A 25700-nucleotide genomic window follows, 5' to 3' on the forward strand; every position below is an offset into this window, starting at 1 on the left:
GTACGAATCCGCCAGCTCTCCCTGGGGAGTACCTAGATGACCACGACGCTGCCGCCGCCCGTTATCGAGGAGCCGGCGGACCCGCCGGCTCCTCCACGTGACCGTACGGGCGCGGCTCGCCTCTTCCTGGGTCGCAACGACGCTGCCTGGATCCGTCCTTCGCTGATAACTCTCCTTGTGCTGACCGCGGTCCTCTACATCTGGGGACTGGGCGCGTCCGGCTGGGGCAACGCCTTCTACTCCGCGGCTGTGCAGGCCGGTTCGGAGAGCTGGAAGGCCTTCTTCTACGGCTCCTCCGACGCGGCAAACGCGATCACCGTCGACAAGACGCCGGCCGCGCTCTGGATCATGGCCCTTTCGGTACGCGTCTTCGGCCTCAGCTCGTGGAGCATCCTCGTACCGCAGGCACTTCTCGGCGTCGCCACCACGGGACTGCTGTACGCCACGGTGCGCCGCGCCGGATTCGGTCCGGCCGCCGGCCTGCTCGCCGGTGCGATCTCCGCGCTCACTCCGGTCGCCGTGCTGATGTTCCGATTCAACAACCCGGACGCGCTGCTGGTCCTGCTCATGGTCGCCGGCGCGTACGCGACTCTGCGTGCCGTGCAGACCGGCTCCACCAAGTGGGTCGCGCTGATCGGCGTCTTCGTCGGATTCGCCTTCCTCGCCAAAATGCTCCAGGCACTGCTCGTGGTGCCGGCGTTCGGTCTCGCGTACCTGATCGCCGGTCCGCCGAAACTCGGCAAGCGCCTCATTCAGCTGGTGCTCGCCTTGGTCGCGCTCGTGGTGTCGGCCGGCTGGTACATCGCCATCGTCGAACTCGTCCCGGCCTCGATGCGGCCGTACATCGGTGGCTCGCAGAACAACAGCCTGCTCGAACTCACCCTCGGCTACAACGGCCTCGGCCGGCTCAACGGCGACGAGACCGGCAGCGTCGGCGGCGGAGGTGGCGGCGGGAACGCCGGCGGCATGTGGGGTGAGGGCGGACCACTGCGCCTCTTCGAGAGCGCACAGGGCGGTCAGATCTCCTGGCTGCTGCCCGCCGCACTGATCCTGCTCGTCGCCGGCCTGGTGATCACGGCTCGCCGCGCCCGCACCGACGCGCAGCGCGCTGCTCTGATCATCTGGGGCGGCTGGCTGATGACCACCGCACTGGTCTTCAGCTTCATGCAGGGCATCTTCCACGCGTACTACACGGTGGCGCTGGCCCCGGCGATCGGCGGTGTGGTCGCGATGGGCGCCACGCTGCTGTGGGAGCGGCGGCGCAACATCTTCGCGGCGCTCACCCTGGGCGCCACGATCGCGGTGACAGCCTGGTGGTCGTACACATTGCTGGCCCGCAGCTCCGACTTCCTCCCCTGGCTGCGGCTGCCGGTCCTGATCGCCGGCATCGTCGCGGCGGTCGCGGTGGTGGCCACCTTCCGGCTCGGCCGGCGGCTGGCCCTGGTCGCGGCAACGGTCGCGGCGGTCGCCGGCCTGGCCGGACCTGCTGCCTACGCGGTACAGACCGCCTCCGAACCGCACACCGGATCGATTCCGTCCGCGGGCCCGGCGGTGGCCGGCGGCTTCGGCGGCGGCCCGGGCGGTGGCGGCGGCCGCGGCGGCTTCAACCGCGGCGGCGGCGCTCCCGGTGGCGGCGCTCAGGGCGGCGCTCCTGGTGGCGGCGCTCAGGGCGGTGCTCCCGGTGGCGGTGCTCAAGGCGGCGGTTTTCCCGGCGGCAACCAGGGTGGCGGTTTCCCTGGCGGTGGTCAGGGCGGTGCCCCGGGCGGCGGCTTCGGCGGTCAGAACGGCGGCGGGCAGACCGGCGGCGGTGGCATGCGCGGCGGTGGCGGCGGCATGGGTGGGCTGCTCAACGCGGTAGAGGTCAGCGACGAGATGAAGACGCTGCTCGAAGCGAACGCCGACCAGTACACCTGGGTGGCCGCCGCGATCGGCTCGCAGAGCGCTTCCGGGTATCAGCTGGCGACCGAGAAGCCGGTCATGGCAGTAGGCGGCTTCAACGGCACCGACCCGTCACCCACCCTCGAGGAATTCCAGAAGTACGTGACCGACGGCAAAATCCACTACTTCATCGGCGGCGGCAGCTTCAGCCGTGGCGGCGGTAACGGCGGCAGTAGCTTCAGCAGCCAGATCAGCGAGTGGGTGGCCGCCAACTACACCGCCAAAACGGTAGACAGCACCACCATCTACGACCTGACCTCCCCCACCACAACCGGCACCGCATAACCAACCGCCTACCCGACCCGCGCGGACCGCCCGATCTTGGCAAGTACCGGTCGAAATGCCGGCCCAGCTCGCCAAGATCGCGCGGTTCGGGCGGGTGTGTCGATTTCGGGTGTGAATCGAACCGTTAGTCAACACGCTCCGGGGGGCTGCGGGGTGAGCCGTAGCTCAGGCCTGTCATGGGGTCGCGATGACGTGGCTGAGCGACGGCTCGTGTCCCGCAGCCGTCGTCCAGGCACCTTACGAGCGTCCGATAACGCATCTGAGCTACGGCTCGGCTCGCTCAACAGCCCGGCAGCGGGCCGGCGGCGGGGGATGGGGCTTGAGTTCGCGCAGCGTGTCCGGCGGTAGCCGCCGGAGGCGGGGTGCTGGATTGCTGCGTTTGGGGAGGCGTAGGGCGTATTAAATGGGCTGGGTTTCATAGGGTTTCAAAGGGACTGGATACGGAGGGCTCAGAAGGGCGGCGGACGCTTTTCGGCATGAGTCTTTCGACCGCGCCTTCGCAGGATGCCGGGCCGCGCATTGTGCGTTCGCCGGTTCTCGATGTGGTGATTCCGGTCTACAACGAGGAGGTCGACCTCGGGCCCTGTGTGCGCCGATTGCACGGATATCTCGCGGCTGACTTTCCTTATCCGTTCCGGATCACGATCGCGGACAACGCCAGCGTGGACGGGACCGCAGCGGTTGCGCAGGGGCTGACCAGGAGTTTTCCTGAGGTGGACGCGGTTCGTCTGGCCGAGAAAGGGCGCGGGCGGGCACTGAAACAAGTCTGGACGCACTCGGACGCCGCCGTTCTGGCCTATATGGACGTCGACCTGTCGACCGATCTGGGCGCGCTGCTTCCGCTGGTGGCGCCGCTGATTTCCGGGCATTCGGATCTGGCTGTCGGATCGCGGCTGGCGCGTGGTGCGCGGGTCGTGCGTGGCGCCAAGCGGGAGCTCATCTCGCGCGGTTACAACCTCCTCCTGCGCGGCACTCTGGCGGCCCGTTTTTCGGACGCGCAATGCGGATTCAAGGCCATTCGGGCTGATGTCGCCTCCCGGCTGCTGCCGATGGTGGAGGACACCGGCTGGTTCTTCGACACCGAGATGCTGGTGCTGGCGGAGAAGGCCGGGCTGCGCATCCACGAGGTGCCGGTCGACCGGGTGGACGATCCGGACAGCCGGGTCTGGGTGTTCCGGTCCCGCACCTGATCAGTTTCAGCCAAACACGGCGGCAACCCCGGGCGAGGGGGTGCCGCCGTTCCGTACATATCTGATCTTTCCGGTGAACCCGGCAGCAGGTGGGCGCGGTGAAGTGAAGCGCGCGAAAAAATCGGCACACCGAGCCGTATCACAAATGCAACTCAGAGGTAACAATGGCTGTGACCGAGATCGCTGTATCTCGATCAGCTGAACCGGCGCGGCGGGACCGGAAGGTGGCGGCATGCTCAGTAAAGAGGACAACCGGCGGCTGGCGCAGCTTGAGCGTCAACTCCAGAGGGACGACCCGGAGTTCTGCGCCCGCATGGGCGGCGGCAACTTCAGCGTCTCGGCGACCGGACGCCCTCCCCTACCGCTGTTCATCATCGCTGCCGTGATCGCCGTCGCCTCGCTGGTGCTCGGCCTGGTGGGCTGGTGGATCGCCGCGGCGGTGGTGGCGGCCTGGTCGGTCGCAACCGCGATCGCGGGCGCGTTCCGCTGGCGCAACTCTCGGTAAACGTGAAAAGGGCCCCCACCGGAGCGATCCGGTGGGGGCCCTTCCTTACCTCAGGGTCTTACTTGGTGATCCGCACCGAGTAGGTCTGGGACTTCGAGCTGTTGCCAGCCTTGTCCTCGGCCCAGTACGCGATCTTCAGGGTGCCCTTCTCGACACCGGCGGTCTTCACGGTCCAGCCACCCTTGGCGTCCGGAACCGTGCTGACCGTGGCCGCCTTGGCAGCCGCGTCCCGCTCGGAGCTGGCCTTCACCCAGGTGGTGCCGGTGAAGTAGTACCACTTGCCGGACCGCTCCTGGATCAGCTCGACGCTGACCGAGGCAACACCGGTGCCCAGGTCGTACGCCGTACCGCTGACCGACTGCCAGGACGAGGCCCGGTCGTCGTTACGCGGCTCGGAGATCCGGGCCTCCGGCTTGAAGCAGTCCGAGAGGACGGTGACCACACCGACCGTGACGGTCTTGCCGGCACCGGCCGGGTTCGACGGCGTCACCTTGACCTGGAAGAAGCCAGGCTTGGTGTACGCGTGCGACACGCTGGTGCCGGTCGCCGACGTCTTCGTGGTGGTGCCGTCGCCCCAGCTGACGGTGAGCTCGGTCGCGCCGGTCACGCCGGAGAAGGCGAGATCGGTGGATTCGGTCTCCCAGATCAGCTTCGGGTTCAGCTTGTACTTGCCGGCCTGCGCCGCGACCACCACAGTGGCCGAACCGCTGAACGTGGCCGGGCCGGTGTTGCCGACCTCGTCGGTCAGTGCGACCGACACGGTGTAGCTGCCCGCCGCCGCGTACGTGTGGGTCGCGGTGGTCGTGCCGGCGGCGAGGGTCTCCGCCGCGCTGCCGTCGCCCCAGTTCACCACGCGGGTGACCTTGGCAGCGGCACTGACGTCGTCGCTGAGCGCGACCTCGGTCAGGGTGACCGACTGGCCCGGCCAGAGCGCCGCGGCGTTCAGGCTGTAGGTACCGGTCGGCGCGGTCACGTCGGCCACACCCGGGGTGCTGCGGAACGTGGTGTCCGCGGTGATCGGGGTGTACTTGGCGAAGTAGTTGACCAGCATGGTGAGGTCGTTGTCGCCGGTCGTGATCTTGTTGGTGCCCTGGCCGAGGGTGGTGAAGTTGTCACCACCGGAGGCGAGGAACGAGTTCGACGTGACCCGGTAGGTACCGGTCGGGTTGAGCACCACGCCGTTGAGCTTCAGCGAGGACGCGATGATCTTCGAGCCGCGGTCCTTGCTGAGGTCGTAGGAGTAGGTGAGCCCCTTCGACGAACCCAGGTGCAGCACCGGGCGGGAAGCACCGGTCGGCTGCCACTGCTCCTCGAGCACCTGCTTGATCTGGGCGCCGGTGAGGGTCTGGGTCACGACGTCGTTCGCGAACGGCTGGACGGCGAAGGCTTCCGAGTAGGTGGTGATGCCACCGTCGGTGCCGTACAGCAGGTCGGCCCGGAGACCGCCGGCGTTCATGAACGCGATCTGGGCGCCACCACGGCCGGCGTCGCTGGTCTGGTCCAGCTGCACGTCGGCGATGAAGTTGCCCAGCACCGACTCGGCGCCACGGTCCTCGGCGCCGGCGGCCGTGACGGCCCGCTTGATGTCGCCGGTGATCTTGCCGAGCTCCGCCTTGCCGAGCTCGGTCGCGGTCACCTTGGCCTTCGCCACGATGTCGGCGACGGCCTGGTCGGACGGGTAACCGTTGACGTTGAGCAGCTCAGCGGTGGAGTTCGTGACCGTCTTGGTGGTCGGGTCGAACGTCAGAACCGCCTTGCCCAGCTTCAGGCCGTAGTCCTCGGCCTGGATGACCGGACGGGTCTTGTCGGTGCCGGGGACCGGAACCTGGAACGCGTACGGCTGGTGGGTGTGACCGCTGAAGATCGCGTCGATGTCAGCGCTGACCCGGGTGAAGTCACCGAAGACCGAGTCGGCCTGAAGGGCCGCCGCGGAGCTGATGTTCTCGGTGGCCGCGCCCTCGTGGGCGAGCAGCACCAGCACGTCAGCCTCACCGTTGGCCTCGTTGCCGTCGGAGAGCTGCGTCGCGAGGCCGTTGGTCTCGGCGATCGGGTCGCGGAACTCCACGCCCTTGATGCCGTCCGGGCTGACCAGCGAACCGGTCTGCTCGGTCACCACACCGATGTAACCGACCTTGACGCCGCCCACGCTCTGCACGACGTAACCGGGCAGAACCCGCTCGCCGTCCTTGTACACGTTGGCCGCCAGGTACGGGAAGTTCGCCCGGTCCTCGACGCGACCCAGCAGGTCGGAGAGGCCCTTGTCGAACTCGTGGTTGCCGACCGCGGAGACGTTGAGGCCACCGGCGTTCAGCACGTCGAGCGTCGGGTTGTCGTTGTCGATCGCGGAGATGAACGTCGACGCGCCGATGTTGTCACCGACCGAGACCCACGCGGTGTTCGGGTTGGCCGCCCGGAGCTGGTTGACCGCACCGACGAGCTGCGCGGCACTGCCGTTGCCCGTGGTCGGCGCTTCGAGGCGACCGTGGAAGTCATTGATGCTCAGCAGCTGCAGGTCCACCGGGCCGGCGGCCTTGGTGTCCAGGCCGACGACGACCGGGTCGTGGTCGCTGGAGCGGTACGCGTCAGCGGAGAAGAACGGCGCGTAACCGTCGTACTCGAAGGCGAACGACTCGACCGAGTTGATGTTCCAGATGTCGACGCCGGTGATCCGCTTCGAGAACTCCTCGGTAACCAGCGCGTGGTCCAGGGAGCCCGACTCGCCGCCGAAGACGTACGAGGACTTGTTCGGCGCGAACGTGACGTGCGCGTCGGAGTAACCCTTGTCGTACAGGGCCTGGAGCGGGTCCTCCTGGCCGTACGAGTTGAAGTCACCGAGCAGGATGACCTTGTCGGTGCCGAGGCTGTCGACGAAGGTGGCCAGCGAGTTCGCCTGACGGATCCGGTCGCCGTTGTAGGCGCCCTGACCGTCACCGGTGTCCACGTTGTCGCCGGTCGGCACGACCGAGGCGCTCTTCGACTTGAAGTGGTTCGCCACCACGGTGAAGTCGATCGCGCCAGAGGTGAAGGTCTGCGCGATCGGCTCGCGGGCGTTGCCCCAGACCGTCTCGTCGTTGACCGACTTGGACGCGCCCTTCGGCGTGGCCACGGCCGGCTTGTAGATGATCGCGCTGGTGATCACGTCCTGCTCGGCCGCGCTGGGCAGCTCGGCGGGCGTACGCACGTAGTCCCAGGTGCCCGCGCCGTCAACCGTGTTGAGCGCGCCGACCAGGGTCTTCAGCGCCAGCTGGGTGTCGGTCGTCTCGAAGCGGACCGAGTTCTCGATCTCCATGAGAGCGATCACGTCGGCGTCGAGCGCGGTGATCGCCGAGACGATCTTCGCTTCCTGCTTCGCCAGAGCGGCCGCGTCGGTCGCGCCGCGCGCCTCGCCACCGAAGTGGACGAAGTAGTTCAGCACGTTGAAGCTGGCGACCTTGATGTCGCCGCCCACGGCCGCCGGACCGGCGGTACGCGGGTTGGTGTGCTTGAACGTGGTCCGCGTGGCGGCCGGGGTGCTCGCGTCGACCGGGGTGGTCGGCTGCAGGCGCCACTCGCTGAAGCCGTAGCTCAGCACGCTCGGGCCGAACTGCTCGACGGTGTCGCCGACACGCAGCGGCTCGTCCTTCGAGAAGTACGGCGGCGCGAGGCCGGCGGTGGCGAGGTTGGTGGTCTTGGCGTCGTCCAGCAGGATCCGGCCGGCCTTGTTGTCGGCCTTCACCTTCGCGGCGGCCGCGGAGCCCGGGCGGGCCACGTCGGTCGGGATGCGGGCGGGCGCGTCGCCGGCGGCCAGGACGATCTCGCCGTACCGGTTGGTGTTGTAGTTGTCCGAGACGGTGTAGGCGCCGAGCGGGGCGACCAGCATCGACTCGAGCGACTCACGAGCGTCGTCGGAGGCCGGCAGGGTCAGCGCGACCGGGGTCGGCAGAACCGCGCCGGTGGAGCAGATCTGCACGTCGGCCTTGGCCGCGATGCTGACCTGGGTCAGGCCGCTGTACTCGCTGACCGCGCCGGTGACCCGGACGACGTCGCCGATCGCGACGGCCGGGTGGTTCGCGGCGGTGGCGGTCAGGTAGACGAAGATGCCGTCCGACGCGGTGCCCGCGGTGCCCGCGGCGACCGGGCGGTCGCCGCCGCTGCCGGCCGTCTGGATCGCGATGCCGTTGTATCCACCGGTGCGGTAGTCAGCGGTGACGACGCCCTCGATGGTGACGGTCTGGCCGGCCAGGCCGGTCGCCGTACCGGTGCCCTGGACTCCGGCGATCGTGTGGGTGATCGTGGTGGTGCAGCCCAGGGAGGGCTCCTCCGGCTCCTCGGGCTCCACGACGACGGCCTTGTTGAGCGAGCCGAAGCTGCTCACGGCCGGCGCGAGCCAGGTGCCGTCGATCTTCTGGAGCGACTGGCCGACCGGCGTGGTCGTGGTCTCCGCGACGCCGATGTCGGTGCCGGTCAGACCGACGGCAGGGCCACCGGTCGCGGCGAAGGTGCCTTCGTAGGTGAGGAACTCGACGACCGTGCCGTCCGGCTTCACCAGGGCGACGCCGTCAGGCGCGCCGTTCTGGATGCCGTCGGTGGCGTAGGTCGCAACGACCACACCGGACGCCGGCACGAGGCCGCTGAGCGTCGCGGTGTTGTACGCGGCTCCACCGTTGCCGTTGTAGAGGACGATCTGCCAGCCGGTCAGGTCGAACCCGACCGGAGCCTCGATCTCGACAGCCTCGCCGCTGTCGGTGCCGGTGTTGTCGTAGTGGATCTCGCTGATGAACGGCGTGTCAGTTGCCGCTACGGCAGGGCCGGCCAGGGAAAGGCCGAGCGCGGTAACCACGGCGGTGGCGCCCAGCGCACGCAACCCGGAACGGGTCAGCAGTGCGGAGCGGGACCGCGCGGGGGAAACCACGCTGCGTATGTATGGACGCATCGAGGTGGATCCTCCGAAACGAAGTAGATCCGCCGGAGCGTAGGTACGCCGAATGACGATCAATTCTCTTTCAGGTAACGAAAAGGCATTCAGTCGATGAGTTCGGACTCCTTATTGTTCGTTTTTGTTCGGCCCGAGCAACCTTTTTGGATGGTGGATCCACTTCCTGTGTGACATCCCCAACTCTCGAAAGGCGACTCCCCGTGTTCTCAAAGATCCGGAAACGTCGCATCGCATGGTTCGCCGCCTGCCTGGCAGCCGCGTTCTCCACGGTCGCCGTCGTGCAGACCGCGTTCGCCGCCACCGGCTGCCGCGTTGATTACGCGGTCACCTCCCAGTGGTCCGGCGGTTTTCAGGGCTCGATCACGCTTGTGAATCTTGGCGATCGGCTGGAGAACTGGACGCTGAACTTCGCGTTCCCCGACGCGAATCAGAAGGTCGACCAGGGCTGGAACGCCGAATGGACCCAGTCCGGAACCGCGGTGACCGTGCGCAACGCGGGCTGGAACGGAACGGTCGCCGCCGGCGCTTCGGTGACCGCCGGTTTCACCGGCCGTTTCAGCGGCGCGAACCCCGTGCCGGCGTCGTTCAGCCTGAACGGCACGACCTGCACAGGAGCAGTGGCCACCTCCCCCACGCCGTCTGCTTCGGTCACGCCATCTGCTTCGGTCACGCCGTCGGCCTCCCCCTCTTCCGCTGACCCCTGGAACCCTCCGTCCACTCTGGTCGCTCCCCTCGCCGCGGTCTGGGAACACCAGGAAGACACCTACAGCGATCTGTACGGCTTCAAGAACTACGGCTGGGACCAGCTCTTCGCGAACAACGGCACGATCAACTACTGCGTACGCTGGGACTCCGCCAAGCAGGTCAGCACGGCACAGCGCGACGCCGTGCACGCGGCCCTGCAGAAGCAGTACCAGAAGTGGATGGACCAGCTGACCGGCTGGAACGCGTGGCCCTACCAGCAGGTCAAGGTCAACGTCGTCGGCTGGGCGGTACGCGACCGGGCGCAACTGGAGTGGACCGACTCCTCGGTCGACATCTACGTGAACGACATCCGTGAGGACGCGCCGCAGTGCTCCGAGCCGTGCGGCCGGTTCTTCCACCAGGACGGCAACTACTCCGGGTGCACCGGCGGCACGTCGCGGCACTACGACCACTCGCTCTGGCTCACCGACGGTTTCAACGGCGGCGCCGGCGGCGACTGGGGCCAGCGGATCGGCACCGAGTACTTCATGAGCAACCTGACCACCGAGAACGTCCACGTGCTGCTGCACGAGATCGGCCACACGTACGGCCTGGACGACTTCTACGACTGGGACCCGCTCGACGGCAAGCAGGGCTTCATCATGATGGCCGGCAGCGCCACCGAGATCACCGAGTTCGACAAGTGGATGCTCCGTGACTGGTGGCGCCACCTGAAGAGCCGGTACGGCCTATAAAGGCTCGACCCCGAAAGCTACATCGAGCCGGTAACGCTCACCGGCGTACCGGGACTCGCTCAGCTCCAGCGGCCGTCCTGTCTCGTCGAGGATCAAGCGCTCCTCGACGAGCAGGGCCGAGCCCACCGGAACACCCAGTTCCTGGGCGTCCTCCTCGGTGGCGGGCTGGGCCGTCAGGGTGGCGGTGCCGCGGGTGGGCACCCGGCCGAGACTGACGATCGCCTCGTGGACCGAACCGGAGACGTCCGCGTCGAGCAGCGCGGCGAGCGTGCCCGGGTACATGGCCCGCTCGAAAGCGATCGGCTCGTCGTCGGCAAGGCGTACCCGATGGATCGCGACCACCGCGTCGTTGTCGCGCAGGCGCAGCCTGGTCGCTTCCATCCCGGTGGACGGGCGCAGCTCGGCGAGCAGCACCCGGGCCGAGGGTTTGCGGCCCTGCTTGCGGATCTCCTCGCTGAGCCGGATCAGGTTGTCGGCGCGACGCGGGCCGGCCGGCACGGCGACGAACGTGCCGCGGCCGGGGGCACGGTAGACGAGACCGTCGTTGACCAGCTGGGTCACGGCGGCGCGGGCGGTCATCCGGCTCACGCCGAACTCCCTGGCCAGCTCCGGCTCGGAGGGCAGCGGGTCGTGCGGGCGGGACTGGGCGATCCGTGCGCGCAGTGCCTGTTCGATACGGAAATAGCGCGGCACGAAGTCGGGCATGGGCCACACCCTACCGATGCGCCAACCTGTCTAGACAACAGGCTGTCTAGACAGCTACGTTTCTGTCATGAACTTCACCGTTGCGCAGATCGCGAAGATGATCGACCACTCCATCCTCCGGCCCGAGTTCACCGTCGAGGACGTGCGCACCGGCTGCGCGATCGCGGCGAAGTACGACGTCGCCTCGGTCTGCGTACGCCCGAGTGACGTGCCCACCGCGGTGGCGTTGCTGCAGAACACCAACGTGCGGGTCGGCACCGTGATCGGGTTCCCGCACGGGGACAGCGCGACGCAGATCAAGGTGGCCGAGACCGAGCTCGCCGTCGACCAGGGCGCCACCGAGATCGACATGGTGCTGAACATCGGCTGGCTGCGCTCCGGCGACATCGTCTCGGTGGAGAACGAGATCCTCTCCGTGGTGAAGGCGGCCGGCGACGCGCACGTCAAGGTCATCCTCGAGACCGCGTACCTCACCGACGAGCAGAAGCTGGCGGCCTGCTGGGCGGCCGAGCGGGCCGGTGCGGCGTTCGTAAAGACCTCGACCGGTTTCGCCCCGACCGGCGCGACCATCGACGACCTCGCGCTGATGCGCTCGGCCGTCTCCACCGCCGTGCAGGTCAAGGCGTCCGGCGGCATCCGCAGCCTGGACACCATGCTGGCGATGGCCGCGGTCGGTGTGTCCCGGTTCGGGACGTCGTCCACCGCCGAGATCCTCGACGACCTCGCCCGGCGCCAGGTCAATGTTCCGGGCGGGCGAGCTTAAGAAATTCTGCTGAGCCGCCACCACGCGGACGGACTTTCCACTGCCTCATCAGTGCGCAGCTCCACGCGTACCGAAGAGGCCTCGACCTGGCCCACGACCAAGCCGGCGGCGATTGACGGACCCGGCGCCGTCGTCGTGACCGTGACCGGGACCGAAAGTCCTGGCCAGCCCACTACTTTCAGTGGCGCCGCAGGCGACACCGTGGTGGTGCCGCCCCACGCGGTCGCCACGCGCCCAGCCGGATCGGTGCCGATCAGCTGGTATTCCTTAACGGTCTTGCGGACTGCGGCCAGCAGTTTGCGGACGTGCGTGTTGACCTCGGCGAGCTGCTGCGGGGTGTTCGCGCCGGGCTGGTTGAAGACCGCGCCGACGATCGTGAGCGTGCGGCCGCCGACCTTCAGCCGGGAGGCGAAGACGAGGTTGCCACCGGCCTCGTCGGTGGAGCCGGTCTTGATGCCGAAGACGCCTTCGACGCCGAGCAAGTCGTTGTAGTTGCGGATCGTCCCGACGACCGGAATGGTCGCCTCACGCAGTTCGACAATCTCCGCGAAGACCGGCATCTTGATCGCGGCGCGGGCGAGATCTACCTGGTCAGCAGCGGTGCTGACGGTGGTCGGCAGGAAGCCGCTGGGGTCGGTGTACTCAGTTTCGTCCATGCCCAGCGAGTCCGCCGCGGCGTTCATCTTCGCGACGAAGGCCTCCTCGCTGCCGGCATCCCAGATCGCGAGCTGATGCGCGATGTTGTTTGCCGACGGCAGCATCAGCGCCTCAAGGGCGTCCCGCTCGGTGAGCTGCTCGCCCTCGACGACGTGCACCAGCGACTGCCCGGTCGCCTTGCGCCCCTCGTAATCCTTCACGTCAGCATCAGAAACGGTCAGCGACGGGCCTTCAGCAGTTCCGGTAAGCGGATGCTCCTTGAGAATCACATAGGCAGTCATCACTTTAGCGACGCTGCCGATCGGTTCGGCCCCGTCACCGCCTGTACCGCCGAGACGGCCGAGTCCCTCGACCATGAGCTCTGCGTTACCGGTCGACGGCCACGGCAGGCTGGGTGCCTTGCCGGGAATCGCGAGTTTCGCGGCGATGCTGGTGGTGATCGTCGCCGCCGGAAGATCCCGGACGAACTGAAAAACCGCGACGAGAGCGACGAGCAGGCTGACTGCCGCGGCTACCGCCGCGATGATCAATCCACGGCGCTTGGGTACGGGCGCAGGGGTGCCGTAGACGGTCATCGGCCCAGTAAAGCCGGGCGGATCAAGCTAGAGCCCCGCAACAAGGTATTCCCGCACATGCCCGCGAGCCTGATGAATCCGCGATTTCACGGTCCCCTCGGGGATACCGAGATGCAACGCGATCTCCTTGTAATCGAGCTGGCAGATGTCGCGCAGAACCATCGGCGCCACCAGTTCGGCCCGGCGGCCCTCCAGCTGCTCCAGCGCGTCCAGCAGATCAAGCCGCGACCCGGCGATCACGCTGGTGGTCCGCGCGTCCGGCACATCGACCGGCGCCTCGGCATGCGACTGCTCGGCGGCGCGGCGCTTCAACGACCGGTAGGTCTGCCGCGAGCCGTTCGCGATGATCACATGCAGCCAGGTGCTGAACTTCGACCGGCCCTGGAAACTGCCGATGTTGCGCGCGACCTGCAGAAGGACGTCCTGGCAGGCTTCCTCGGCGTCCTGGTAACAGGGTAGGAAACGGGCACAGCGCCGCAGCACGTTCGGCTGGATCGACGCCAGCAACTCGTTCAGCGCCGATCCATCACCGGCCGCTGCTCGAACCGCGAGCGCTTCCTGCTCCTCTTCGCGTGTGCCCATGCCATTCCCCCTGATAGACGCGCTCATAATACGAGCGTGTCGCTTCCCACCATGATCGGCCGATATCGCGTCGTGCAGCGCCTCGGCTCAGGCGCCTTCGCGACAGTGTGGCTTGCCGAGGACGACGTCCTCGACTCGATGGTCGCGATCAAGGTGCTGGCCGACAACTGGGCGCACCACCCGGACGTGCGTGCCCGGTTCGAGCAGGAGGCCCAGGTTCTGCGCCGGGCCGACTCGGAACGGCTGGTCAGGGTGCATGACTTCGGCGAATTGCCGGATGGGCGGCCGTACCAGGTCATGACATATGCGGCCGGCGGGACGCTCGCCGAACGTTTGGAGCAGGGCCCTATGCCGGTGGGCGCGGCTCTGCGTACCGCGACCGATATCGCACAGGCCGTCACCGTGCTGCACGAGTCCGGCGTACTGCATCGCGACCTCAAGCCGTCCAATGTGCTCTTCGACACGGTTCGTGGCGCCGAGCGAGTCCTGGTCGCCGATCTCGGCCTCGCCAAGGAGATCGCGCAGGCTTCGGGCTTCACGGTGGCCGCCGGAACGCCCGGATACATGGCCCCGGAACAGAGCCTGCCCGGCGGCGGATTGGACGAGCGCGCCGACGTGCACGCGATCGGCGCGATGACCTACCAGATGCTGACCGGGCGGACGCCGGTGCTGCGTGCGCCGGTTGCCCCGTCGAAACTGCGGCCTGGGATTCCGCGTCAGCTCGACCGGGTGGTGCTGCGCGCGCTCGACGCCGACCGGAACCGCCGCTGGGAGTCCGCGGCCGCCTTCGCCGCCGCCCTCGACATCTCGGTCCCGAAACGAAAGCGACGATTCGCCCGCCGCGCCGGACGCCTCCTCGGTGCGACGCTCGCTCTGGCCGCCATCGCCGCCACCGCGGGCGCAACGGTCCCGGACGCAACCCCACCTTCTTGGGTACGCGTAACCGACAGCACCCGCACGATCTCGCTGTCCGTTCCTGAACAGTGGGGACGGCAGCTGCACGACAGCGGCTGGGACAGTGTGGATGGACAGCGCCCCGGCTTGCACGTCTCCGCGGATCTGAACGCGGGTGACGCACCGGGCGTGTTCGCAGGTCTCGGAGCTCCGGAGACGCCCCGCCATGAGGACTGCACGCGCCTGCCCGAACGCCGGGTCGTCGCGGCAGGCCGGGCTGGAGTGGCTCAGCGGTGGACGGGGTGCGAGGCGGCCTATACCGAGGTGCTGCTGGAGGGCGTCTACATCCAGATCACCCAGGTCGACGGAAAGGACCGCACCGACGAGGTGCTGCGCACGCTCCGGCTGGGAGTTTCATAGCGTCCGGGTCTGGGGGTTTCATAGAGGCCGGTTTTGTCGCGGGTGGCCGGGTTTGTAGCGGGTGGCCGACCAGAACTGTGGAGTCGGCCGCCCCCGTATTGCGGCCGTTCCCACCAGCACTGGTCGGTCATCCCCCGCGGAAAACCCCATGCTTTCCTCCAGTGCGATGCACCGGCCCGCCACTTGGTTCTCGGTTCCACGTCACGGATAGATAACGGAGTACCGAGCGCTGATGGCAGCGGCCTGAGCCGCGCCCTCGCAGCTCAGGACTAACTCACCACGTGCGCGCTTTACTCAGCGCTCGCAACCAACCACTGTGTCGAGTTTGCCGGCGACGCATTCGTCGCCAAGCGATCCGTTGGCACCGCCGTCGAGCCGGTCCGGGACGTCCGGACGATCGTTGCCCTCAAGCCAGTCATCGCCGGCCCCGCCGTAGATCTTGTCGCGGCCGTCCTCGCCGAACAGCCAGTCGTCGCCCCCGCCGCCGTACACGATGTCGTTCCCGGTGTACGCCTGGATCACGTTGTTCGCCGCGTTACCGGTGAGCCGATCGTTGCCCCAGCCTCCGGCGATGTTCTCGACATCGGCGCCGACCGTGTCGTGCTCACCCTTGATGCCGTCGTCACCGGGGGAACCGTCGAGGTCGACGGTGATCGCCTTCTCGTGGCCTCCATAGTTGACGAAGTCCGTGCCGGTACCACCCAGGAGAACGTCGGCAGCAATGCCGTCGGAGTACACATCCCCGGACAGCGAGTCGTCGCCGGAACCTCCGTCGAGGTAGTCACGACCCTGATAACCCTCCAGGTCATCGCGACCGGCCTCGCCGTAGATCTTGTCGCTGCCTTCCTCGCCCCACATGAAATCGTTGCCGTCACCGCCGTGCAGCACGTCTTTGCCGAACCAGCCGTGGATCGTGTCATGCCCGGCGCCACCGTAGATCGTGTCGTTGCCGAACCGACCGTTGATGTAATCGTTCCCGGTGCCGCCGTAGAGCCGGTCGCCCAGCGAACCGCCGGTCAGGACGTCTTTACCGGTGCCGCCGTCCGCGGTCATCCGCACGCCGGTCTTGTTGGTGATCGAGTCGTTGCGGTCGTACGTGTAGACCCGCAGCCTCGTAGGCGCCTTCGCCAAGGTGCAGCGGACCTTCGTCTTGTCGCCCTTGACCTTCTTGCAGCCCTTACCGGCCTTGACCGCGACCCGGTCGTCGATCGTGATCGTCCGCCCGGCCCGGGTGACGACGACAGTGTTCTTCGCGCCGGTCGCGGATTTGTACTCCACCGTCGTCTTGCCCACGACCGAGACGACTCCGGAGGTGGCCGCCTGCGCCGGTGCCGCGAGGACACCCGCCGAGACGGTGGTGAACATGACGACGCCGACACGAGTCAGCCAGACAGAACGCGACATGGAAGTCCTCCCCCGAGATCCAGCGCCAGGATCATAGAACGGCACCGTTACGACGTCGATAGGAGAAAAGCCGCGTTCAGAGCTTCCGGGCGGTGATCTCCATTCCTGAGGTGCGCAGCCTGTCGACCAGGGCGTCTCCGATTCCCGTTGCCGGGGTCAGGACGCCACCCTCCGACGGCGGCAGCTTTTCCCTGTCCAGGGCCAGTGCCAGCGCTGACTCGCCGAGCATCACCGCGGTGGCCGCGTATCCCGGGTCGCCCTTGGCCCGGAAACGGGACGTGTAGCGCGCCCCGGTGCTCGTCGTGGTGAAGATGTCCATGGTGAAGTGACCCGACTGCTGGCGCTGCTCGCTCGGCCCGGTGCCCGGTTTCGGAAGGATGCGGTCCAGCACGAACCGGACCGGCGGCACGACGAATCCGACGAACAGCGCGCCGAGCCCGATCTTCGTGCCGTGCGCGATCACTGGAGACAACGGCGAGGCGCCGACACTCATCACCTCGCGGTATCGGAACCGCCGGCCGTAGGCCCACTCGCGCAACGCGTTGCTGCGCCGCACCACCCGCGTGTTGTAGGACGCCATTACGAACGGTGCCAAATGACCACGCAGTGAGGGGTCCACCTCGGAGGCGGTAAGGACCGGCATGTCCTCCTGCCGGCCGAGGTCCGGTTCCGCCGCGCGGTCCGGACTCAACGAGTACGGGCTGGCGCCGATTTTCCGCAGCGCACGGTCCTTACTCATCACGTCGGCCTGGTAGCGCATCGAGTCGATCGTGCCGCCACTCACGCCGCCGCGCAGGCTCGTCACCACGAGTGTGGTGTCAGTCAGCTCGCCGGCGTCCTCGGCCGCCACCAGCGAGTGCAGCACGTGCACGCCGATGTCGGACGGGATCGAGTCGAATCCGCACGAGTGCACGATCCGCGCCCCGGTACGCCGTGCCGCCTCATGGTTCTCGTTGATGCTGTCCCGGGCGAACAGCACCTCACCGGTCAGGTCGACGTAATCGGTGCCCGCTTCCGCGCAGGCGTGCGCAAGAATCCGGCCGTATTTCGCATAGGGCCCAGCGGTCGTGATGACCACCCGGGTGCGTGCGGCCATAGTGTCCAGCGCGGCCGTGTCGGTGGCGTCAGCAACCACGATCGGCCAGTCCACGTTCAGCCGGGTGCGGACTGCCTCCAGTTTCTCCGGTGACCGTCCGGCGAGGGCGATCCGTGTGCCCGCGGGTGCGAACCCGGCCAGGTGCCGTGCCACAAGGACACCGACGAAACCCGTGGCCCCGTAGACGATCACGTCGAACTCGCGCGCTTGATCGCTCATGGGTGCCGATTGTGCACCCTTGGTGGAGGGTGCGCAGCACATCAGTTACCTCCTGGTAGGTGGGTTGGTGAAAATCTGCCGAGTTATCCATACAAGCTCGGATCAAAGGGCTAATTTGGGGGAACAAGTCCATCGGACCGGCATGAAGGCGTAGCGCTCGTGAAGGCGTGGCACCGCGTGACCGGAGGGTGAGACACCCGTTGGTAGCCCGCATGAGGCGGGCACCGTGGCCGGAACGCCGAATCCTGCCGCCGACCACGGATCACAACTCAAAGGCATGGAGCGGGGGACCCACAGGTTCTCCGGCGCTTATGCGTCTTGGGGTGAAGCCGCACCGTGCGGCCGGGCCACTCTGCCCGAACCCGACAGCTGACCTCGCAGGCGTGGAGGACAACTGAAATGGTGCAAATCCGAAAGCAGGTCCACCTCGCGATCGGTGTAGCCGTCGCGAGTCTCGTCGGAACCGTGGGCCTGCTGGGCTCCAGCGTGCCTGCGCACGCTGTGCCGTCCGACGTGAACTGGGACGCCATCGCCCGCTGCGAGTCAGGCGGCAACTGGCGCATCAGCACAGGAAATGGTTATTACGGCGGCCTCCAGTTCAGCCACAGCACGTGGCGCGCTTATGGCGGTGCGCGTTATGCCCGGACCGCGAACCGGGCCACAAAAACCGAGCAGATCCGCGTCGCGGAACGCGTGCTGCGCGGACAGGGAATCGGCGCTTGGCCGACTTGCGGCAAGCGTGCGAGCGTCAAGGTGAGCCGCAAAGCAGTCCGCAAAGCCCCAGCTCGGACGGCACGCAAGGCGCCGGCACGAGTGGCGCCGACGCGAGTGGCGCTGGCGAGCGCGATGATCAGCGGGCGGTCGGCCACACGGACCTACGTCGTCCGCCGGGGCGACACGCTTGCTCGCATCGCCAGCCGGAACGATGTCACCGGTGGCTGGCGGGCCCTTTACCGGGCCAACCACGACATCCTCCGCAGCCCGCACCGCGTTTACGTCGGGCAGCGCATCAGGTTGTAGCGCACGGGACACCTTTCTTATCGCCCGGGACGCCGGGCGTCCCGAATCCGGGACGCCCGGGATGCTGCCGTGTCTCCAAGCCACGGCGGCGGCATGCCGCCGTGTCAGTCCGGCCGGGTGAACTCCGGCTGATCCAGCACGCGCAGCCACGTGCCGTCGTGTCAGTCCGGCCGGGTGAACTCCGGCTGGTCCAACACACGCAGCCACGTGCCGTCGTGTCAGTCCGGCCGGGTGAACTCCGGCTGGTCCAACACACGCAGCCACGTGCCGTCGTGTCAGTCCGGCCGGGTGAACTCCGGCTGGTCCAACACACGCAGCCACGTGCCGTCGTGTCAGTCCGGCCGGGTGAACTCCGGCTGGTCCAGCACGCGCAGCCACGTGCCGTCAGGCTGTCGCCTGGCGACCTGCGCCCGCGCGCCTGAACCGTCGCTCGGCGGCGTCGACGTGAGCGCGAGGTCACCGCTGATCAGTGTCGGTAGCGGTGGCTCCGGCTCGAACGCGGGCATGAGTGGCAACAGCTCGGCCCACAGCTTGCGGATCGCCTCGCGACCACGCGTCTGGCTGCCCGGCGGGTAAGCCATCACGGCATCCTCCTCATAGAGATTCGCGAGCCCGTCGGCGTCCTTCGCATTCGCACGCTCGACGAACAGGCTGGTCAGATCTTCAGGTCGGTGCGCTTTCCCGGTCATGGATCCAGCCTCTCGGAGAGGCGGAAACAAGTCCAACGCATAGTTCTTCTGATAACCAGTAGAATGACTCATGGACTTGCGCCAGCTCGAATACTTCGTGGCCGTCGCCGAGACGGCCAGCTTCACCCGTGCCGCCGAGCGCGTGCACATCACCCAGTCCGGGGTGAGCGCCCAGATCAAAGCACTGGAGCACGAGCTCGGAGCACAGCTCTTCGACCGGTCCGCGCGTACCGCGCGCCTCACCGACGCGGGTGAGGCGGCGCTCCGGCACGCCCGCGCGACCCTCGACGCGGCCGCCGACATGCGTGACTCGATCGACGACGTGTTCGGCCTGGTCCGCGGCCGGCTCACGGTCGGGATGGTGATCGGCTGCGAGGTGGCGCCCCTTTTCGATGCGTTCGCAGCGTTCCACTCCGAACACCCCGACATCGAACTCGAACTCGTGGAGGCGAATTCGGACCAGCTCGTCGCCGGCGTGCGATCCGGCGACCTAGATTTGGCGCTGGCCGGCCTGGCGGGCGAGCCTCCCGAGCACCTCGCGAGTCACGTGATCGCGAGCGAGCGGCTCGTCGCACTGGTCCCGGCCGACAACGAGTTAGCAGGTCAAGCGCGTCTCTCGGTCACCGCGCTCTTGGCGTACCCAATAGTTTGTCTGCCGGTGGGAACCGGCATCCGCAACGTGCTCGACCAAGCTCGCGCCGCACTGGGTGTCGATCTTTCGGTCGCGCTCGCGGCCACCTCGCCGGACACGGTCGCCGGCCTGGCGCGCCGCGGCCTCGGCGTGGCGGTGCTCAGCGAGTCGATGGCCGCCGGCTACCCGGATCTCACCGCGATCCCGATCGACGGCATCGACATCCCGGCGCTGCTCGCGCTGGTCTGGCAGAACCGCAGCAGCCCGGCCCTGGCCGCTTTCCTGCGGCACTGCAAGGCGGCTTTTTGAAAACTGGATCAAGTCAAGAAAAGCGTCACCAGAGATGACGCAGGCGCCCTCCCGGGAAGTCCGGCAAGACGCCTGAGCAGGTGAAACGTGGTGCCCCCGGTAGGAATCGAACCTACGACACACGGTTTAGGAAACCGATGCTCTATCCCCTGAGCTACGAGGGCGCGAAGCGTCATGCTACCGGACCAGCGACCGGCCACGGGCGACCGCCACTGCCCCACCAGCATCCAGCGCTGATGATCCGGGCCACGCGATCACATCCGGAGCAAATGGATCAGCGGCGGGCAGCAGGGCCCGCAGGCCAGACGCCGGTCATGCGACGCGTCTCAGCCGTTACGACGGTTCGGTAACGGCTCGTCCGTTCGACTGAGGTGTTGTTGTTGATCTTCGATATATCCTCGTGCGCTACTTCGATATTTACATCCCTGCACCACGAGGATCTGAATGCGTAACCGAAGGATCGGTGCCGCCACCCTGGTGGCCGCTCTGGCCGGATCCACTGTGCTCGCGGCCGGTGCCGGCCCGGCGATGGCCGACTCCGGCAAGTCTCTGCCCATCAAGTCCGTCGGCGACCTGGTCGTGGACAGCGCACGCCAGCGAATCTTCGTCAGCGACCCTACCGGCGGCAAAATCGTCGAGACGACGTACGACGGAACCGTTGTCGCGACCGCAAGCGGCCTGCCGCGGGTCACCGGCTTGGCGCTCTCCGCCGACGGCTCCAAGCTCTACGGCGCATTGGAGTCAAGCCGGGCGATCGTCGCCCTCTCGGCTGCCACCCTCACCCAGCCCGTCCGGTACGACCTGGGCGCCGGCGTCTACCCGTTGTCGCTGGAGAGCACGGCCGGAAAGCTCTGGTTCAGCTACGACGACTACGGCCGCGACCCGTTCATCGGCTCGGACGGGAACATCGGCTCACTCGACCTCAGCGGCGCGAAACCGGTGGTGACGCCGCAACAGGACACCACTGGCGCGTACGGAATCTGGCGCAGTGCGCCCCACTTGGCCTCCGCGCCGGGAGGCAGCGGGCTGCTCGCCGCCTTCGACCCGCACACCTCCGGTGGTGTCGTCGCGGTCTACAACGTGTCCAGCGGCATCCTCACCCGGACCGGGGTCAAGCAGGTCACCGGGGGATACACCCGGACCGCGGCGTTCACCCCGGACGCCACCCAGGTGGTTGCCGCCGACGCATCCGCGGTGACCGTCGCCCGCAGTACCGATCTCGCGCGTACCGGCTCGTACCCGGTCGACGGCTGGGTCCGAGCGGTGGCCGTCGCATCGGACGGCACGGTGGCGGCGGGTGGGGTAACCATGCGGATCTTCGCGGCCGGTAGTGCTGTGCCGATCCGCGATTACGCCCTCCCGGACACCGACCCGACCACGACCGGCGGCGACGAGGTGGCGGACCGGGCGCTTGCCTGGGAGCCGGCCGGCAACCGGCTGTTCGCCATCACCGAGAACCACGCGGGCATCCACTACCTGCGGGTCTACACCGAGCCGAAGAAGTCCTTGCCGGTGCTGAAGCTGGCCGGCCCGGCTTCGGCAACCCGGACGAAGCCGATCACCATCACCGGCAAGCTGACCGCTTCGGTCCCGTTGCCGGCCGGCACCCCGGTGACCGTCACCCGCACGGACCTGGAATATCCGTCCGGCAAGCCGCTGGGGACCAGAACGACTACCGCCAACGGTTCGTTCTCGTTCACCGACACCACGTCGGCCGGCGGCACGGTGACCTATCGGGTCTCCTACGCCGGGGACAAGAAGCATTCCGCCGTCACCGCGACCAGGTCGGTGGCGGTCTCCCGCACAGCACCGGCCCTGTCGCTGACCAACAACGGCAAGATCTATGGGTACGGCAAAACGGTCACGTTCACAGCGCGGATCGGTGCCACGTACAAGAACCGGACCGTGGAGATCTGGGCCGACCCGAGCGGCAGTGACCAGAAGCGGCGACTGCTCAAGCGGGCCGTGGTCAGCAAGGCCGGATCCGTGTCGGCGAACCTCCGGCTGACCCGCAACACCACGGTGTCCGCGGTCTTCACCGGTGACGCCCGGACCGCGCCGAAAACTGTCTCGGCGTCCGTCGGCACCAAGGCCAGCGTCTCGCTGAAGCTGTCGAAGTACTACAAGACCGTCAAGATCGGCAGCAAGAAGTACCGCTATTACCACGTGAAGACCAAAGCGAAGTTCAACGTCAAGATGACCGCCGCGCCGACCGCGCGAAAGGCGTACATCTCGGTGCAGTTCTATTACAAGGGCAAGTGGCTCGCCTGGGGTGACGGGTATTTCCCCGCTACGAAGGCGATCTATCTCAGTGGCACCGGGTTCAAGGGCTACAAGATGCGAGTCCGGGCGGCATACGTCAAGGGCGGCTCGAACTCGGGCGACAGCCTGAACACCACGACCTGGACCCCGTACCAGTACCTGTACTTCACCAAGTGAGCAGGCCCCGGTGCCTGGACGAGGCACCGGGGCTCCTCGCCGCAACTGGACTGCTCCGGTTGCGACTCGATGTGCACCAGGGTTAACGCCGGGAAGGCTCGGCCGGCCGCCGATGGGTGAGTTCGCTGGACACCCTGAGATGCGCCGAGGAGACCTAGACCGATGGCTGAGCGAGCCGAGACCACCGGAGTCAACCCCCTGCGGCGTCTGCTGGGGAACCGGCGGGTCAGCACGAAGATCATGACGGCCGTCGGCGTCATCGCGGTTTTCAGTGTCGGTGACGGGTTGTTCGCGCTCAACAGTCTCAGCGCCACCAACGACCAGGTGAAGTCGGCCTATGTGATGAACAGTGAGCTGAACACCATCGGCAACCTGCGCAGCGCCGTCAACCGGGTGTGGCTCGGCATGGACGAGTACCAGCTGGCCACGACCGACGCGGAGCGGGCCACCGCCGAGAAGGCGATCACCACGGCACAGAGCCAGGTGAACGAGTACGCCGAGGCGTACCGGACGTTCCCGGTCAGCGCCGTGGCCAGTGCCTCGATCACGTCCTTTGAGGACGACTGGACCGCGTTCAGCGACGTACTCCAGGACGAGCTGTTGCCGCTCGCCGCAGCGGGTGAGACGGGCCGGCTCGCCGAACTGCGCGGGGATGAGCTCGCCGCGACGATGAAGACGGTTCGCGCCGATCTGACCACGCTCGCTGACGAGACGGTGAAGGCCGGTGTCGAGCAGGAAGCCGTGGCGCAGAGCCGGTACGACTCCACCCACACCTGGGTGATCGGGCTCCTTGCCGCGTGCACGGTTCTCGGGCTGCTGCTGGCGGCTGCCATCGCTCGCCTGATCGTGAAGCCTTTGACGCGTACCGTCGAAGCTCTTGCGCGAATCGCCGGCGGCGATCTGACCGCGCGGGTGCCGGTGGAGAGCACCGACGAGGTCGGCCGGATGTCCGAGGCGCTCAACTCCACGGCCGAGTCGATGGCCGGCATGGTCGGCCGGATCACCGAAAGCTCGACGGTGCTCGCCTCCGCGTCGGAGGAGATGTCGGCGGTGGCGTCGCAGCTGTCCGTCTCGGCCGAGCAGACCGCGGCGCAGGTGGGAACGGTGTCGTACTCCGCCGGCCAGGTCTCGGACAGCGTGCGGACGGTCTCGGCCGGCGCCGACGAGATGGGCACCTCCATCCGCGAGATCTCCACCAACGCGAACGAGGCCGCCGGTGTCGCGGCCGACGCGGCACGGGCCGCGGCGACGACAAACGCCAGCGTCGCGCGGCTCAGCGAGGCCTCCGCACAGATCGGTACGGTCGTCGCGATGATCACGTCGATCGCCGAGCAGACCAACCTGCTCGCCCTGAACGCCACCATCGAGGCGGCCCGCGCCGGTGACCAGGGCAAAGGCTTCGCCGTGGTCGCGTCCGAGGTCAAGGACCTGGCTCAGGAGACCGCCCGGGCGACGCAGGAGATCACCGCGCAGGTCGAGGCCATCCAGGCCGAGAGCGGTGCGGCAGTGATCGCGATCCAGGAGATCAGCGGGGTCATCGGGACGATCAACGACTACACCACGACGATCGCGGCCGCGGTCGAGGAGCAGACCGCGACGACCGCGGAGATCTCCCGCAGCGTCAGCCAGGCAGCCCAGGGCTCGATCAGCATCGCCGACACGATCGCCCACGTCGCGGAGGCGTCCCGCCAGGTCACCGACGGCGCCACCGAGACGCGGCAGACCGCCGCGGAGCTCGCCCGCACAGCCGCTGAGTTGCAGCAGACGGTGTCCGCGTACAAAGTCTGATCAGCGGGTGACGTCGGAACGGTAACGTCCTATGATCTTGCGATCGCGGATCGCCGTTCCGGCTGCCGCATCCGGGGAGGATTCAGATGACTCGCTCTGTGTGGCCGGCTCGTGTCGGGCTCGCTCTGCTGTCCACTGTCTCCGCGGGGATTCTCGCCGCGCCGGCACAGGCCGCCGGCGCCGGCGCCACTTCGGTGAGCGGCACGAAAGTGCAATACAAGGCGGCAGCCGGTAAGCAGAACAAGGTCGTGATCACCCGCTCTGGCAACACGATCGTCATCGACGACAAAGTCGCGATCAAAGCGGGCAAGGGCTGCAAGGCGGTCAAGGGCGACAAAACAAAGGTCAGGTGTACGCCGCCGAAGGCACCCACTCGAGTGCTGGTCTACACCTACGACCGGGTCGACTCGATCGTCAACAACACCGACGTGCGGATGACCGCGGACGGCGGCACCGCCGGCGACACGATAACCGGTGGAGCCCGGGGCGACCGGATCAAGGGCGGCTCAGGCGCTGACCGGATCTCCGGGCTGGGCGGCAACGACTATGTCGACGGCAACACCGGCAACGATGTGATCTCCACCGGTGACGGTGACGACACACTGCACGGCGCGGCCGGCAACGACACGCTTCGCGGCGGCAACGGTAACGACGATCTCTGGGGTGACGAAGGCAACGACAAGCTGTACGGCGGCGACGGCCGAGACGATCTCATGGGGTATGAGGGTCGTGATCATCTCGACGGCGAAGCCGGCCCGGACCGTCTCAGCGGCGAAGAGTCCGGCGACGGAGCCTCCGACGTGGTCGAGCCCGATGTCATGCTGGGCGGATCAGGCGTCGACGTGGTTAGTTACGGCGGTTACCTGAAGGCGGTCCGGGTGGACCTGGACGGCCTTGCCGACGACGGGGTCCCGGGCGAGAAAGACCTGGTCGGCGCCGACGTCGAGGGGATTTGGGGCAGCATCCGCAACGACGTCCTCACCGGGAATGCCGCGGCCAACTACATTCTCGGCGGTGTGGGTGACGACGTCATCCGCGGCGGAGCCGGCAATGACGAGCTCGATGGGCACTCGGGCCGCGACAAGGTGTACGGCGAAAGCGGCGACGACATCCTGTACGGCGAGGATGACCCGGTCGCCGCGGACCGCCTCGACGGCGGCTCGAACGGCGCAGCCGGCGACACCTGCGACGCACGCAAGTCCGACACCGCCGTCAGGTGCGAGCGCTAGAGCGGGCG

17 protein-coding genes, 1 tRNA gene, 1 pseudogene and 1 riboswitch are annotated in these 25700 nt (G+C 67.6%); of the genes and pseudogenes, 11 read left to right on the top strand and 8 right to left on the bottom strand.

Going from position 1 to position 25700, the window contains the following annotated elements; translation table 11 throughout:
- Window positions 1–36: 36 nt before the first annotated feature.
- The 3 genes and pseudogenes from B0I29_RS10075 (at window position 37) to B0I29_RS10085 (ending at window position 3918) form a co-directional block, all read left to right on the top strand.
- Window positions 37–2223: an ArnT family glycosyltransferase gene (locus B0I29_RS10075; protein ID WP_111648602.1), complete on the top strand. Its 2187-nt coding sequence runs from the start codon at window positions 37–39 to the stop codon at window positions 2221–2223.
- 476 nt (window positions 2224–2699) lie between these two features.
- Window positions 2700–3389: pseudogene (locus B0I29_RS10080) on the top strand (dolichyl-phosphate beta-glucosyltransferase); the annotation flags it as partial.
- Between the two features lie 256 nt (window positions 3390–3645).
- Window positions 3646–3918: a DUF3040 domain-containing protein gene (locus B0I29_RS10085; RefSeq protein ID WP_111648603.1), complete on the top strand. Its 273-nt coding sequence runs from the start codon at window positions 3646–3648 to the stop codon at window positions 3916–3918.
- Window positions 3919–3976: 58 nt separating this feature from the next.
- Here the strand turns inward: B0I29_RS10085 and B0I29_RS10090 are convergent, their stop codons facing one another.
- A complete protein-coding gene (locus tag B0I29_RS10090) occupies window positions 3977–8830 on the bottom strand; it encodes an ExeM/NucH family extracellular endonuclease (RefSeq protein ID WP_111648604.1) in 4854 nt (1617 codons plus the stop codon).
- Between the two features lie 203 nt (window positions 8831–9033).
- On the opposite strand from B0I29_RS10090, the gene B0I29_RS10095 reads away from it, so the two are divergent.
- A complete protein-coding gene (locus tag B0I29_RS10095; RefSeq protein WP_245972403.1) occupies window positions 9034–10272 on the top strand; it encodes a cellulose-binding domain-containing protein in 1239 nt (412 codons plus the stop codon).
- Here the strand turns inward: B0I29_RS10095 and B0I29_RS10100 are convergent.
- On the bottom strand, window positions 10267–10977 hold the full coding sequence (locus B0I29_RS10100; RefSeq protein ID WP_111648605.1) for a GntR family transcriptional regulator: 711 nt from the start codon (window positions 10975–10977) through the stop codon (window positions 10267–10269). The genes B0I29_RS10095 and B0I29_RS10100 overlap by 6 nt on opposite strands.
- A gap of 67 nt (window positions 10978–11044) precedes the next feature.
- Here B0I29_RS10100 and deoC point away from each other — a divergent pair, with 67 nt between their 5' ends.
- Window positions 11045–11740, top strand: a complete 696-nt coding sequence (gene deoC / locus B0I29_RS10105; RefSeq protein WP_111648606.1) for a deoxyribose-phosphate aldolase — start codon at window positions 11045–11047, stop codon at window positions 11738–11740.
- Here the strand turns inward: deoC and B0I29_RS10110 are convergent.
- Both B0I29_RS10110 and B0I29_RS10115 read right to left on the bottom strand, forming a co-directional pair.
- Window positions 11737–12972 carry a D-alanyl-D-alanine carboxypeptidase family protein gene (locus B0I29_RS10110; protein ID WP_111648607.1) on the bottom strand — a complete coding sequence of 412 codons (1236 nt, stop codon included), beginning with the start codon at window positions 12970–12972 and terminating at the stop codon, window positions 11737–11739. The two genes, deoC and B0I29_RS10110, sit on opposite strands and share 4 nt — an antisense overlap.
- A 27-nt stretch (window positions 12973–12999) precedes the next feature.
- Entirely contained in the window at window positions 13000–13554 is a 555-nt protein-coding gene (locus B0I29_RS10115) for an RNA polymerase sigma factor (RefSeq protein WP_111648608.1), read from the bottom strand.
- Window positions 13555–13590: 36 nt separating this feature from the next.
- On the opposite strand from B0I29_RS10115, the gene B0I29_RS10120 reads away from it, so the two are divergent.
- The gene (locus B0I29_RS10120) at window positions 13591–14868 is read left to right on the top strand and encodes a serine/threonine-protein kinase (RefSeq protein WP_220091297.1); all 1278 of its coding nucleotides are present in this window, start codon (window positions 13591–13593) and stop codon (window positions 14866–14868) included.
- Window positions 14869–15162: 294 nt separating this feature from the next.
- Here the strand turns inward: B0I29_RS10120 and B0I29_RS10125 are convergent, their stop codons facing one another.
- A complete protein-coding gene (locus tag B0I29_RS10125) occupies window positions 15163–16272 on the bottom strand; it encodes a calcium-binding protein (RefSeq protein ID WP_245972405.1) in 1110 nt (369 codons plus the stop codon).
- A gap of 76 nt (window positions 16273–16348) precedes the next feature.
- Entirely contained in the window at window positions 16349–17587 is a 1239-nt protein-coding gene (locus B0I29_RS10130) for a saccharopine dehydrogenase family protein (RefSeq protein ID WP_111648610.1), read from the bottom strand.
- Window positions 17588–17813: 226 nt separating this feature from the next.
- A riboswitch (cyclic di-AMP (ydaO/yuaA leader) is annotated at window positions 17814–17986 on the top strand.
- On the opposite strand from B0I29_RS10130, the gene B0I29_RS47395 reads away from it, so the two are divergent.
- The gene (locus tag B0I29_RS47395) at window positions 17987–18607 is read left to right on the top strand and encodes a LysM peptidoglycan-binding domain-containing protein (protein WP_111648611.1); all 621 of its coding nucleotides are present in this window, start codon (window positions 17987–17989) and stop codon (window positions 18605–18607) included.
- 332 nt (window positions 18608–18939) lie between these two features.
- Here B0I29_RS47395 and B0I29_RS10140 read toward each other — a convergent pair whose 3' ends face one another.
- Window positions 18940–19296, bottom strand: coding sequence for a YybH family protein (locus B0I29_RS10140; protein ID WP_111648612.1), 357 nt, complete (start codon window positions 19294–19296; stop codon window positions 18940–18942).
- Window positions 19297–19366: 70 nt separating this feature from the next.
- Here B0I29_RS10140 and B0I29_RS10145 point away from each other — a divergent pair, with 70 nt between their 5' ends.
- Window positions 19367–20236: a LysR family transcriptional regulator gene (locus tag B0I29_RS10145; protein WP_111648613.1), complete on the top strand. Its 870-nt coding sequence runs from the start codon at window positions 19367–19369 to the stop codon at window positions 20234–20236.
- 88 nt (window positions 20237–20324) lie between these two features.
- Here the strand turns inward: B0I29_RS10145 and B0I29_RS10150 are convergent.
- Window positions 20325–20400 (bottom strand) — tRNA-Arg (locus B0I29_RS10150).
- A 280-nt stretch (window positions 20401–20680) separates the two neighbouring features.
- On the opposite strand from B0I29_RS10150, the gene B0I29_RS10155 reads away from it, so the two are divergent.
- The 3 genes from B0I29_RS10155 (at window position 20681) to B0I29_RS10165 (ending at window position 25692) form a co-directional block, all read left to right on the top strand.
- Window positions 20681–22675, top strand: coding sequence for an Ig-like domain repeat protein (locus tag B0I29_RS10155; protein ID WP_111648614.1), 1995 nt, complete (start codon window positions 20681–20683; stop codon window positions 22673–22675).
- Window positions 22676–22837: 162 nt separating this feature from the next.
- Window positions 22838–24463: a methyl-accepting chemotaxis protein gene (locus B0I29_RS10160; RefSeq protein ID WP_111648615.1), complete on the top strand. Its 1626-nt coding sequence runs from the start codon at window positions 22838–22840 to the stop codon at window positions 24461–24463.
- 86 nt (window positions 24464–24549) lie between these two features.
- Complete coding sequence (locus B0I29_RS10165; RefSeq protein WP_111648616.1) at window positions 24550–25692, top strand: calcium-binding protein; 1143 nt, start codon at window positions 24550–24552, stop codon at window positions 25690–25692.
- Window positions 25693–25700 lie beyond the last annotated feature (8 nt).

The organism is Actinoplanes lutulentus, from assembly GCF_003259845.1.
GTDB lineage: Bacteria > Actinomycetota > Actinomycetes > Mycobacteriales > Micromonosporaceae > Actinoplanes > Actinoplanes lutulentus.